Origin of the sequence: Fictibacillus tiangongensis (assembly GCF_048083785.1) — a bacterium.
Lineage (GTDB): Bacteria > Bacillota > Bacilli > Bacillales > Fictibacillaceae > Fictibacillus.
Genome location: NZ_CP182294.1, coordinates 3,232,331 through 3,244,153, shown reverse-complemented (window position 1 = coordinate 3,244,153; position 11,823 = coordinate 3,232,331). Strand labels below are relative to the sequence as shown.

The following is an 11,823-nucleotide window of genomic DNA, read 5'->3' as shown; positions in this document are numbered from 1 at the left end:
TTAAGAAGGTGGAAATTATGGGACACTCTCACGATCATGGACATCACCATCATGGAAGTAATAACAAAAACGCATTAAAATGGTCATTTTTTCTAATTGCGAGCTTTATGATTGTTGAGGTCATTGGTGGCCTTTGGACTAACAGTTTGGCTCTCCTTTCCGATGCAGGGCATATGTTGAGTGATGCTGCGGCACTTGGACTTAGCTTTTTAGCTCTTACGATGGGGCAACGAAAAGCCACCCATTCAAAGACGTTTGGATACAAACGTTTTGAGATTCTAGCGGCGTTTTTAAACGGTATTACCTTAATCTTAATCTCACTTTATATCTTCTGGGAAGCTTATCACCGTATAGTAGATCCTCCAGAAGTGGTGAGCTCAGGAATGTTAATCATCTCTTTCATTGGATTGCTTGTAAACATAGCAGCTGCCTATATTTTGATGAAAGGCGATAAAGACGAGAACTTAAATGTGCGTAGTGCATTTTTACATGTGCTTGGCGACATGTTAGGATCAGTCGGAGCAATCGTTGCAGCATTACTCATCATGTTCTTGGGATGGAGTATCGCTGACCCGATTGCGAGTATCATTGTTGCGGTATTAATCATCATAAGTGGCTGGAGAGTAACAAAAGATTCCTTCCATATCTTAATGGAAGGAACACCATTAAATTTAGACGTAGAAAAAGTAAAAGAAGTTATACTATCACTTCCCGAGGTGAAGGGAGTTAACGACCTCCACGTATGGTCGATCACATCTGATTTTCCTGCACTCAGCTGCCATGTAGTAAAAGAAACATCAGCTGATTACAAGGAAGTTTTGAATCAAGTGAAAAAAGTGTTGCACGATGAATTCCATATTCATCATACGACGATTGAAGTGGATGAAGAAAGAGAAGGGCATCAGCACCAAGGGCATTGCAATTAAAAAACGAACCCTTTTCAGGGCTCGTTTTTACGTATGTTTTGCATGGTCAATGCTTTGTTTTAACAAGTCAATGACATGTTCATCATCTGTAGTATAATAAATTGTTGTGCCTTCTCTTCTTGATTTCACTAATCTAACATTTTTCAAAAATCGTAATTGGTGGGAAACTGTAGATTGTAAAAGAGAGAGTTTGTCGGCAATCTCATTTACAGACTGCTCACCATGTAGTAACAAATTTAAGATGCGTAACCTTGTTGGATCGGATAATGCTTTAAAACATTGACCGACCATAAAAAGTGTTTCTTCATCTAAATCAATAAACAGCTTTTTATTATGTTGTTCCTGTTCTCCCATGTGCAACCCCTTCTTTATTAATACATGAATCTATTATAAGAGAATCTTTCCTAATGAACAACGATTTAGACCAAGGAGGTACTTGTGAATAACGTTTTAACAACTTATCCATTCTTTGAGCTTTGGAAGATTGACATTTTACTTTTAATTGTTTTTCTAGGCTTTATATTTTCTTTAGTAACTAAGAGAGTTTTAATTTTAAATCCACATTTGGATGGTGTAAGCATTAAGAAGAGGGCACTTTTTTGTAGTGGGTTGATTCTTTGGGCTATTGCAGAGGGCAGTCCGTTAAGTCTGATCGGACATCATTATCTCTTCAGTGTACATATGGTACAGATGACAATTACCTATCTGATGGTACCACCATTATTAATTGCAGGGCTCCCGGAATGGGTGTTTACCTATCTCTTTCAGGTATCATCCATCAAGAAAATGGTCCACTTTGCAACAAGACCCTTGTTAGCGATACTAGTATTCAATTCCTTGTTTTCGATTTATCATTTTCCAAATGTTTTTGACACGCTGATGGCTAACCCTTGGGCGATGGATTTTTATCATATTGTTTTATTTATTACATCAATTATGATGTGGTTTCCTATAATATCAAATGTTCAAACCGGAAAAGAATTATCAAGCCTTCAAAAGACAGGATACATCTTTGCCATGGGCGTACTGCTCACACCAGCATGTGCGTTAATCATTTTTGCAAAAGACATATTGTATCAGATGTATCAACACAGATCGTCGATCACTTACCTCTCCTATACACCTCTGTATGATCAGCAACTTGGAGGAGTAATCATGAAAATCGGACAAGAGATTATATATGGAACGGTATTGTTGAGGATCTTTATCGGTTGGTTCAAAAAAGATAAGTTATATAGCATTGATGAATTACCAGCTGAGGATTATCGGGTCCCAAAGGGATAGCCATTTCTGTTCTAATTGGGGGGAATAAGCATGAATTATGATGTGATTGTGATTGGCGCTGGTCAAGCAGGATTAGCGATGGGCTATTACTTAAAGAAGGCAAAACATTCATTTTTAATAATCGGTAAAGAAGAGAATGTTGGGGATGTTTGGAGAAAGCGTTATGATTCTCTCGTTCTGTTCACGCCGCGGTCATATAGTACACTTCCAGGATGCTATTTTGAAGGGGATCAAGACGTTTATCCGACAAAATATGAAGTAGCAGACTACCTTGCGTCATATGCTGAAAAATTTTCATTACCCCTTCAATTAAACACTAACGTTTATAGTTTGCATAAAGAGGATAACCGATTTGTAGTTAAAACGAACCAAGGCGATTTTCTTTCAGATAATGTAGTTGTGGCTACGGGGCCGTTTCAGGTCCCATTTATACCTGAGTTTTCACATCAGTTCTCCAATGAGGTTTTTCAAGTACATTCTTCAGGTTATCGATCTCCAGAACAGCTCAAAAGTGGATCAGTGTTGATCGTTGGTGGTGGGAATTCTGGTGCTCAGATCGCCGTTGAGTTGTCCAAGACCAAAGAAGTGTACTTGTCTGTAGGACATAAAATGAAGTTCTTTCCGCAAGTAATCGGAAATAAGAGCATCTTTTGGTGGTTTCAAAAGTTAGGACTTCTACAATCACACGTAAATACCACAATAGGGCGATTTTTGAGCCGTCAGCCTGATCCAATTTTTGGTCTTGAACTGAAAAAAGCGATAATAGAAAAGAAGGTAATTTTAAAATCACGATCTGTTAGTGTAGAAAATGACAAGATCATGTTTGAAGATGTGAGCAGGGTAATGGTTGATAATGTTGTTTGGGCGACAGGTTTTAAATCCGATTTTAGCTGGATACAAATTGAGGGTTTATTCGATTACGATAGAAAACCTATTCATCAAAGAGGCGTTACTAAAGTTAAAGGGCTATACTTTTTAGGTTTGCCCTGGCAGTATCGAAGAGGATCAGGGCTGCTCTATGGAGTCGGAAATGATGCAGAGTATCTAATGAATCATATGAACAGCTTACAATAAAAACAGTGCATACAGCGCACTGTTTTTTTATAATCTAACTTGATTTTTTCTTTTCCTCCATGAGCCACTTAGAGGCTAAGACTTCTTGCTCAAATCGATTTGCATGCTCCTCTTGCTTCTTGGACACTTTCTTTATGAAAACGACAAAGATAAATGAGAATACAATTCCTATAACTATCAAAAGTGTAGGTCCTACAAACTCCATCGTCTCTTTTGAAATATTAAACAATATGATCACTCCCTTCATGGTATTTATGTGCATATGTTCATATAATAGCATTAAAAATATTATTATACTATCGAGGTAAGTTATTTTTAAGTAGCCATAGTATATCTTATTATGTTGATCATTAATTTAGGGCTGGATAAAATGAAAACCCACATTCTATTAAAGACAATGTATTTAATCACAATATTCTAAATTGAACTGTCACGTTATTGTTCCAATGCAAATATTTAAATTTACTAGAATTCATATAGAATGAATATATGAATATATGCACATGTATATTGAAAAATTGAGTTTAATGTACTGGAGGTGGGCGATATGAAACTTACTAATTTACAACTTTTTCTTTTCCTGACGGCCTTTGGATTTGTTACTGCAAGTGCGTATTGGATCTTAGCGATTTTGAAATCATATTAATTGAGGTGAAAAAGAATGTACAAGAAAACCATATTGATCATTGATGACGATTGGGACATGAGAAACTTATTGCGTATCTATCTTCGTGATTATTATCACCTTCTTGAATTAGATAATGGGCAGCGCGCTCTAGATGTATTGACAAGAAATAAAGTAGATCTTGTTATATTGGATATTATGATGCCAGAAATAGACGGATGGGAAATCTGTATGAGAATACGTGAGAAAAGTACAACACCTGTCCTAATGCTTACTGCTTTATCCGATGTACAGGATAAGATTATGGGCTTGAATATTGGGGCGGATGATTATATAACAAAGCCATTTGAACCTGATGAGTTGTTGGCTAGAGTTCAGGCATTGCTGCGAAGAGTGTCTTACTTAAATACAATGGAAAAGAAAGAAAATGAAATAATAATTGAGGATTTAACGATTAATATTAGAGCTCGAGAAGTATTCGCAAACGAGAAGAGTGTCAACTTTACGCCAAAAGAGACAGAGTTGCTCATATTTTTAGCTAATAATCCTAGACAGGTTATGACGAGAGAAGTTCTCTTAAACAAAATTTGGGGTGAATATTACTCATATGATGGCAGGGTCGTAGACACACATGTTAAAAATATTAGAGTAAAGCTAAGAGAAAAGGGACTTTCTTTTGATCCAATAAAAACGGTTTGGGGCGTAGGTTACAAATTCTCTCAACCAGGAGAACAAGTGTAATGAAGAATAGTATCATCTTTAAGATAAGTGGAAGTTTTATTTTACTTTTCTTAGTTGTGCTATTCCCTACAGGTATTGTAATCTACCAAGGATTTTCGGGTTTTTATTATAATGAAGTAAGACAAAATATAAATAAACTATCTGAGCAGTATGCCCATTCAATCAACAACACAAATGATAAAGAGTTTATTAGTATGTTTGAATCTCTGTCCAGACTAACAAGGACTGATATATTCATCACAGATTCTAAGGGGAATATAATTGCTAGTACTGGCGTGGAGGGCTTGGAAGAAGGCAAAAAGATTTCAACAAAAAACAACAATTTGTTATCTAGAGGGCAGACAATAAATAAAGAATATGAAGAACCTATTTCGAAGGCTCATCATCTAATGGCAGGAAAACCAATAAAGAATAACCACACTTTTAAAGGCAGTGTTTTTGTACTTTCATCGATTGAAGAGATTCATGAATCGATAAAAAAGGTTCGCCTATTACTTACACTTGTAGGAATCGGTGCTTTCTTTCTTATGCTTGGCTTCACTTATTTTCTTTCACGAAAACTGGCTGCTCCATTATTACAAATGGAAAAAGCAACGAAAGAAATCGCGAAAGGTAATCTCGGTGTACCGGTTGAATATTCTTCCAATGATGAAGTGGGTCAACTCGGGAAGGCAATAAATTTATTGAAAGTGGAACTAAAACAGTACCGTGATTCGAGGCAAGATTTTTTAGCTTCCATTTCGCATGAATTACGTACACCTATCACCTATATTGAAGGGTATTCAAAGGCACTTAAAAATAAACTTTATAAAGATGATAATGAAAAAGTTTTATACTTAGATACCATTAATCGGGCTTCTTTGCAATTAAAAGGCTTGATTAACGACCTCTTTGATTTATCAAAAATGGATATCGACCAATTTCAGCTAACAAAACAACAAATTGATATTATTGAACTTGCCGAATCTATCCTTGTTAAAGTAAAACTGCGGGCAGGAGATAAAGATATAGGAATTGAGTTTATTAAAAATACAGAAGAAGCTTATCTTTACGCAGATGCCTTGCGAATCGAGCAAATATTATTAAATCTCTTAGAAAATGCCATTCGTTATACAGATCACGGAAGTGTTATATTGGAAATAAACAAATCAAAAAAATTTATTGGAATTCGTGTCAAAGATACTGGAAAAGGAATTCCAGAAAAAGAACTTCCTTTTATTTTTGACCGTTTTTATCGAGTGGAGCGATCAAGATCAAGGCAACACGGTGGCTCTGGATTAGGCTTATCTATCGTAAAAAAGTTAGTTGAACTTCACGATGGAACAATAGAAGTTAAAAGTGATCCAGGTAAGGGATCAGAATTTATAGTAAGTATCCCTATTAATCAAAAAGTACACTAAACACAAAAAAATTAGAATTGGAGAGAGGTATATGTATCCTCTCTTTTTTTTGTAATAAAAATGAAAAATAAAAGGGTGCATTTCTTCACAGTTTCCACACATTTTTCAATTATAGTGAGTGTGTCCTAGAAACTCGAATAAACAATTATAGTGTCAGATTTTGGTGTCAGGAGGCTCGGAATTTGAAGAAAGAACTAGTTTTAATGACTGCATTCTTTACCTTGCAGTTAGGTATTGCAAATGAATTAACAACTGTAAACGCAACAACCTTGGATGAGATAAAGGAAAAAAAAGAGGAGAATGATAAAAAACGGCAAGGGAAATTAGCAGAAAAGAATGAAATAGTCACTAAAAAAGAAACCATTTCTTCTGAGATTAAACGACTCGATTTATCGATCATGGATAAAACGCGAGAATTAGAATCGAAGAAGGAAGAAATCGAAGAGATAACCAAAAATATAGAAACTTTAAAGAAAGAGATTGCTATTATAGAAAAACGAATTGAAAAGAGAGACAAACTTCTAAAAGAAAGAGTGTCTGCCATGTATGAGGATGGAGGTGCAACCAGCTATTTAGAAGTTGTATTGGGTTCAAAAAGCTTTGGCGATTTCTTAGATCGAGTCATAGCTTTAAATACGATTGCTGACCAAGACCGATCTATCATCGAAGAACATAAAGCAGATCTAAATGTATTGGACATTAAAAAGGCTAAAATCGAAAATCAGCTATTAACACTGGAAGAAACCAAAGTTGAACTTGAAAAGCTAATGAAAGTTCTTGACGATCAGCGGAATAAAAAAAATATAATATTATCAGATTTGAAGAATAAAGAAGGTGAGATTAACTCCTATATCTTAGATCTTGAGGAGAAAAATAAACTTCTAGACGACCAAGAAAAAGCGAAGAAAGCAGAAATCGCTCGTGCAAAACGAGAATCTGCAATGAGCCAAAACAACAATTCTCAGCCAAAATCAAATAGTGGGAGCGGTTCATTTTTATTTCCAACTGAAGGTATAATTACTTCAAAGACTGGTCCTAGATGGGGAAAAGAGCATGCGGGTCTTGATATTGCTAAAGCAGGAACCGTACCAGTTGTTGCTGCAGCTAATGGGACAGTGCTGCGTTCTTATTATTCATCGAGCTATGGTAATGTAGTATATCTAACACATTATATCAATGGTCAGTTGTATACTACTGTCTATGCTCACATGAAAAGCCGCCTTGTAGATTCAGGAGAAACGGTAACAAAAGGGCAACAGCTTGGTTATCAAGGCAATACGGGCAGATCAACAGGTCAACATCTCCATTTTGAGCTTCATCAAGGGGAATGGAATTCAAGTAAATCAAATGCAATTGATGCTTTACCATTACTAAGCAGATAACAAAAAGAATAATCCATTTCCATTCCCAATACCTCCCTCTTTGGTATTGTTTATATAAAATTTGAACCTGCAGGTAATAAACACCCGAATCTCAACGGGTGTTTTTACCTGTTAATATAGGATAAGTATAGGGTGACTTTTATGAATGATATAAATCTGATTTTTTCGTTTACTGCTGGACTCTTATCGTTTCTTTCGCCTTGTTCCTTGCCGCTTTACCCAGCCTTTGTGTCTTATATAACTGGTGTATCTTTACAGGACTTGAAAGAATCAAACAGGATATCAAAGCATGCGGTTCTTCATACCTTGTTCTTTCTTGCTGGATTCTCAATTATCTTCCTTGTATTAGGATTATCCTCTTCGTTATTCAGCCAACTGTTTATGCAATATAAAGATCTTTTTCGTCAAGTTGGAGCCGTGGTCATCGTATTTTTCGGGCTACTTGTAACCGGGAACTTAAGTATTAAGTTTTTAATGAAGGATAAAAGAGTTCGTTTTACTAAACGTCCTTCAGGATATTTTGGGTCTGTCCTGATTGGATTAGGTTTTGCGGCTGGGTGGACGCCATGTACAGGGCCGATACTCGCTGCTGTCATGGCTCTAGGAATTACGAATCCTGGGTCGGGGTTAATTTACATGTCTTTTTATATCTTAGGATTTGCTATTCCTTTTTTTGCACTCACTTTCTTTGTTGAAAAAATTCAATGGTTCAAAGTGCACAGCGGTATTTTTATGAATATTGGCGGTTATCTAATGATTATAATGGGAATCTTTTTGTATTTTGATTGGATGACTAAAATCATTTCGTTTCTTACAAATAATATATTCGGGGGATTTACTGGCTTTTAAAATTGGAATTTTGATTCCTATGAATTTGCAAAGATGGGGGAGAAAATTTTGGCAGAAGTAAGCGGTATCTTATTATATTGTGCATTTTTTGTCTATTTAATTGCAATAATTCCTTTTTCGATGGCTATGCCAAGTGAAAAAAAGAAACAACAATCTAATAAATGGGGGCAAATCGGATATTTTGTTTCTATTTTAGGATTTTTATTCCAAGCTGGATATTTTGTAACTCGATGGTTTGCGAGTGGTCATGCACCTGTCAGCAACCTTTTTGAATTCATCACTTTCTTTGGTATGATGCTCGTTTTTGCATTTGTAATCATCTATCGAATATATAAAACAAATATTTTAGCCATATTCACAATGCCGATTGCACTATTGATCATCGCATATGCAAGTATGTTTCCTAAAGAAATTTCACCATTAATACCAGCGCTTCAAAGTGACTGGTTAAAAATCCATGTCACTACAGCAGCTCTTGGTGAGGGACTTTTGTCTATTAGTTTTGTTGCTGGACTTATATATTTAATACGTAATGTGGATCAATCAAAATTCAATAAAATGACATTTTGGTTAGAGTTTATCCTTTATTCATTGCTATCTGTTGTTGGATTTATTTTAATCAGTTTTTCGTTTAATCTTATGGATTATAGTACTACATTTATTTGGAATGATAAAAATGAACGTATGATTACTGTCACATACGAACTTCCAGCTATTGTAAGTCCAGATGATTCAGAAGTCAACAGTAATAATCCGAGCTCACTTTTTGAAACCCCTTCTTGGATGGATGGGAAAAACGCAGCAAAAAATTTAAATAGTTTATTGTGGTCGTTTGTTGCCGGCTCTTTATTGTACATTTTGATAACGATGCTCTGCCGTAAACGAATAGCTGCATATATTCAACCAAAGTTAAAGCATATAGACCCTGAGTTATTGGATGAAATATCGTACAGAGGCGTTGCAATTGGATTTCCTGTCTTTACATTAGGTGCACTTGTATTTGCTATGATATGGGCACAAGAAGCATGGAGCAGGTTTTGGGGATGGGACCCTAAGGAAGTATGGGCTTTAATCACATTTTTATTTTATGCAGCCTATTTACACTTGCGTCTATCAAGAGGCTGGCATGGGGAAAAATCTGCATGGCTAAGTGTTGTTGGCTTTTTAATCATCATGTTCAATTTAATAGCAGTAAATTTAGTAATCGCAGGATTACATTCATATGCATAAGGAATTTGATACAATAGACATAATTAAAAAATCATAGAGGTGTTTATATGAAACAAAAAAGTAACCCCTTTAAGAAGATTGTATTAGGTACGCTTGTTCTATTCGGCATAATATTAGGTCTCTTTCTAATTTCCAATGCTAATCAAGATAGTGATTTGAACACACAATCCAGCTACAAATCCTCTCCATCCATTAAAGGACAGCCGACTATAGGTGATGCTAAAGCGGACGTGCAAGTTGTTGAGTTTGGAGATTACAAATGTCCGGCTTGTAAAGCATGGAGTGCTCAGATCTTCCCTAAATTACAAAAAGATTTTATTGATACTGGTAAAGTTAAATTCTCGTTTATCAATGTATTATTTCATGGAGAAGAGTCCGAATTAGCTTCCATCGCTGGCGAATCGGTATTTGCACAAGATGAAGAAGCCTTCTGGATTTTTAACAAAAAGATGTTTGAAGAACAACCAGCAGAAAACCATGATGGGGCATGGATTACAACAGACAAGATCTTAGAGGTTTTAAGTAAAAACACGCCTGAAATAGATAGAGAGAAAGTTAAACAAGATATGGAGAGTAAAGCCACTTTAGAAGAAGTAAGTAAAGATATTGAACTGGTAAAAGAATACAAAGTAGAACAAACTCCAAGTATTATGGTTAATGGAACAATGCTTACTGATCCTTTTAACTATGAAGAGCTAACCAAATTAATCGAACAAGAATTAGAAGGAAAATAATATGAAGCTACGTGAATCAACGCTGTATCTATCATGGGTAATATCCATATTCGCCACGTTTGGAAGTCTCTATTTTAGTGAAGTTAGGGAATTCGTTCCATGCGATTTGTGTTGGTATCAAAGGATCATGATGTATCCTTTGACCATTATTTTAGGAATTGCAGCATATCAAAATAATAAATCTATAAAGCACTACGTTCTGCCGTTATCGATTTTAGGGGGATGCATTTCTCTTTTCCATTATTTAGAACAGAAAGTGCCGGGTTTTGCTGCGATCAAACCATGCAAAAACGGAGTTCCTTGTAGTACGGAATATATTAATTGGTTCGGCTTTGTAACTATTCCATTCTTGGCATTAACCGCGTTTAGTTTAATAACTTTGCTTTTACTGTTAACGAAAAATAAATAATGGTGTATTAAAATAAAACCTATCCAAAAAAACGGATAGGTTTTTTTCTTTTTGAAGGTCAAGTACTTGTTGGGAAATCGGAAGAAAAACCCAAGTTTGTGAACAATGTTTGCACAGAGTATGTGGTTTTAGTGAATGTGGTGAAATTCCTATGACACATACGTAAATTTTAATACAAAAGGTATTTGTTCTGCTAAATTGATAGTGTTATAAAACATATTTCGAATTACAGCAGAAAGAAGGTGGCCTTAGTGTATAAGCGGTATAAACCGTTTGTTTTCTTGGGTATGTTATTGACTGTTTTCTTATTGAGTGGATGCAGTGATTTGCTCGTACTTGATCCTAAAGGACCGGTAGCTCAACAGCAGAAAGACCTGATCATGTATTCAATCATATTTATGATAGGAATTATAATGGTCGTTTATGTGTTGTTTGGATTTATCGTATATAAGTATCGTGATCATAAGGGTCATAAGGGGTACGATCCTGAAAATAAAGGAAGTCACTTAATTGAAGCCATTTGTTTGATTATCCCGTTGATTATCGTTGTTGCGTTATCTATTCCAACGGTAAAAACTATTTATTCTTTAGAGGAAGCTCCAAAGGGAAGTGAGAATAAAAAGCCGTTGGTTATTCAAGCAACCTCGGTGGATTGGAAGTGGATTTTCACGTATCCAGAGCAAAATATAGAGACAGTAAACTATATCAATATTCCAGAAGACCGTCCTATACTATTCAAACTTACATCAGCTGATTCAATGAACTCGTTCTGGGTGCCTTCATTAGGTGGACAAAAGTATGCTATGGCTGGTATGCAGACTGAGCTCTATCTTCAAGCCGATGATCCAGGGGTTTTTGATGGCCGAAATTCAAACTTTAATGGTGAAGGTTTCACAGACCAAACATTTAAAGTAGCTGCTTTAACATCAGAGTCTTTTGATAAATGGGCGAAAGAAACCCAGCAAGAAGCACCAAAATTGACTAAGAAGCAGTACGATCAACTTATGCTTCAAGGTCATACGAAAGAAATGACTTTCTCATCTACCCATCTAAAGTGGGTTAAACATGAAAATGATGCAGATTACGCTATTAAAGTGCGTGAACGCTTAAGCAAGTAATATAGTAAGGCAAAGTCTAATGGGGTGAAACTGCCCCATTAGAAGAGGAGG

General features: G+C 35.7%; 13 protein-coding genes. 11 read left to right on the top strand and 2 right to left on the bottom strand.

What is annotated here, in order from left to right; translation table 11 throughout:
* Positions 1-17: 17 nt before the first annotated feature.
* Positions 18-926: a cation diffusion facilitator family transporter gene (locus tag ACNJYY_RS17305; RefSeq protein WP_197129714.1), complete on the top strand. Its 909-nt coding sequence runs from the start codon at positions 18-20 to the stop codon at positions 924-926.
* A 27-nt stretch (positions 927-953) separates the two neighbouring features.
* On the opposite strand, the gene ACNJYY_RS17300 is transcribed toward ACNJYY_RS17305, so the two are convergent.
* Positions 954-1,280: an ArsR/SmtB family transcription factor gene (locus ACNJYY_RS17300; protein ID WP_197129725.1), complete on the bottom strand. Its 327-nt coding sequence runs from the start codon at positions 1,278-1,280 to the stop codon at positions 954-956.
* Between the two features lie 84 nt (positions 1,281-1,364).
* On the opposite strand from ACNJYY_RS17300, the gene ACNJYY_RS17295 reads away from it, so the two are divergent.
* Positions 1,365-2,210: a cytochrome c oxidase assembly protein gene (locus ACNJYY_RS17295; protein WP_197129728.1), complete on the top strand. Its 846-nt coding sequence runs from the start codon at positions 1,365-1,367 to the stop codon at positions 2,208-2,210.
* A 30-nt stretch (positions 2,211-2,240) separates the two neighbouring features.
* The gene (locus ACNJYY_RS17290) at positions 2,241-3,284 is read left to right on the top strand and encodes a flavin-containing monooxygenase (RefSeq protein ID WP_197129731.1); all 1,044 of its coding nucleotides are present in this window, start codon (positions 2,241-2,243) and stop codon (positions 3,282-3,284) included.
* Positions 3,285-3,318: 34 nt separating this feature from the next.
* Here the strand turns inward: ACNJYY_RS17290 and ACNJYY_RS17285 are convergent, their stop codons facing one another.
* On the bottom strand, positions 3,319-3,513 hold the full coding sequence (locus ACNJYY_RS17285; RefSeq protein WP_197129734.1) for a hypothetical protein: 195 nt from the start codon (positions 3,511-3,513) through the stop codon (positions 3,319-3,321).
* Positions 3,514-3,945: 432 nt separating this feature from the next.
* Here ACNJYY_RS17285 and ACNJYY_RS17280 point away from each other — a divergent pair, with 432 nt between their 5' ends.
* The 8 genes from ACNJYY_RS17280 to qoxA all read left to right on the top strand — a co-directional run bounded on the left by ACNJYY_RS17280 (position 3,946) and on the right by qoxA (position 11,772).
* Positions 3,946-4,650 (top strand): response regulator transcription factor, encoded by a 705-nt coding sequence (locus tag ACNJYY_RS17280; RefSeq protein WP_197129736.1) that lies wholly within the window; start codon positions 3,946-3,948, stop codon positions 4,648-4,650.
* Entirely contained in the window at positions 4,650-6,050 is a 1,401-nt protein-coding gene (locus ACNJYY_RS17275; protein WP_197129739.1) for a sensor histidine kinase, read from the top strand. The genes ACNJYY_RS17280 and ACNJYY_RS17275 overlap by 1 nt, the downstream gene beginning before the upstream one ends.
* A gap of 182 nt (positions 6,051-6,232) precedes the next feature.
* The gene (locus ACNJYY_RS17270) at positions 6,233-7,432 is read left to right on the top strand and encodes a murein hydrolase activator EnvC family protein (RefSeq protein ID WP_197129742.1); all 1,200 of its coding nucleotides are present in this window, start codon (positions 6,233-6,235) and stop codon (positions 7,430-7,432) included.
* Between the two features lie 141 nt (positions 7,433-7,573).
* Positions 7,574-8,281, top strand: a complete 708-nt coding sequence (locus ACNJYY_RS17265) for a cytochrome c biogenesis CcdA family protein (RefSeq protein WP_197129745.1) — start codon at positions 7,574-7,576, stop codon at positions 8,279-8,281.
* Positions 8,282-8,329: 48 nt separating this feature from the next.
* Complete coding sequence (gene ccsB / locus ACNJYY_RS17260) at positions 8,330-9,511, top strand: c-type cytochrome biogenesis protein CcsB (RefSeq protein WP_416729417.1); 1,182 nt, start codon at positions 8,330-8,332, stop codon at positions 9,509-9,511.
* A gap of 47 nt (positions 9,512-9,558) precedes the next feature.
* Entirely contained in the window at positions 9,559-10,245 is a 687-nt protein-coding gene (locus ACNJYY_RS17255) for a DsbA family protein (RefSeq protein WP_197129751.1), read from the top strand.
* A 1-nt stretch (position 10,246) separates the two neighbouring features.
* Positions 10,247-10,654 (top strand): disulfide oxidoreductase, encoded by a 408-nt coding sequence (locus ACNJYY_RS17250; RefSeq protein WP_197129755.1) that lies wholly within the window; start codon positions 10,247-10,249, stop codon positions 10,652-10,654.
* Between the two features lie 251 nt (positions 10,655-10,905).
* Positions 10,906-11,772 (top strand): cytochrome aa3 quinol oxidase subunit II, encoded by an 867-nt coding sequence (gene qoxA / locus ACNJYY_RS17245; RefSeq protein ID WP_197129759.1) that lies wholly within the window; start codon positions 10,906-10,908, stop codon positions 11,770-11,772.
* The last annotated feature ends 51 nt before the right edge of the window (positions 11,773-11,823 follow it).